General features: G+C 41.1%; 2 pseudogenes. One reads left to right on the top strand and one right to left on the bottom strand.

Going from position 1 to position 582, the window contains the following annotated elements:
• Nucleotides 1-118: pseudogene (locus J9889_RS20750) on the top strand (ISAs1 family transposase); the annotation flags it as partial.
• Nucleotides 119-460: 342 nt separating this feature from the next.
• Here J9889_RS20750 and J9889_RS20745 read toward each other — a convergent pair.
• Nucleotides 461-582: pseudogene (locus tag J9889_RS20745) on the bottom strand (ISAs1 family transposase); the annotation flags it as partial.

Here is a 582-nt window from a genome sequence, read left to right as displayed (position 1 = left end):
CCGGCGGTTCGTATTGAATATCGTAAAACAGAGCAATTGTGGTGCTCGAAGTCAGAGAAACAAGCTAAAAAGAGCCGGCTGGAATGACGACTATCGGGCTCAGTTATTCTTTGGTTAAAATATCAACAAAGTGTGCTCCCGCCCTGATGTTTGTATGGCATTTTACTTTCTATTATAAACGCGAAAATCTTTATACGAAAGCCAAGGTGTAGAATTAGGGAAAGTGCGAACAAGTATCCCACGAACAAAAAATGAAAATTTTAGTCATTTAATATCAATGGGTTACCATTAAATGCTCTCGTGCCATATGACTTATTCGCACCTTCCCTAGTGTAGTGATACAAGTACTTATTATGCTCTCTCAAATGTTGAAACATATACCGCCTTTAGAGTTACAAAAAATGTTTAATGAAGGGTATTATAATGCAGGAATGATCAGGGCGAGAGCGTGAACATATTGTTAAATTGATGCCAGTTCAGCTAACCCAGCATCCAGTACCTTTTCCAGATATGGGCTGCTCATGCCCGCAAATTGCTGCTTCTTCCGCAAGCTTGCCTTACGGCTGGTTTCGGCTCGCAGCA

The sequence above is a fragment of the Aeromonas sp. PrichA-15 genome, assembly GCF_017939245.1.
Lineage (GTDB): Bacteria > Pseudomonadota > Gammaproteobacteria > Enterobacterales > Aeromonadaceae > Aeromonas > Aeromonas caviae.
The sequence above is the reverse complement of the archived record's forward strand: the minus strand, read 5'-3'. Positions and strand labels throughout refer to the sequence as shown.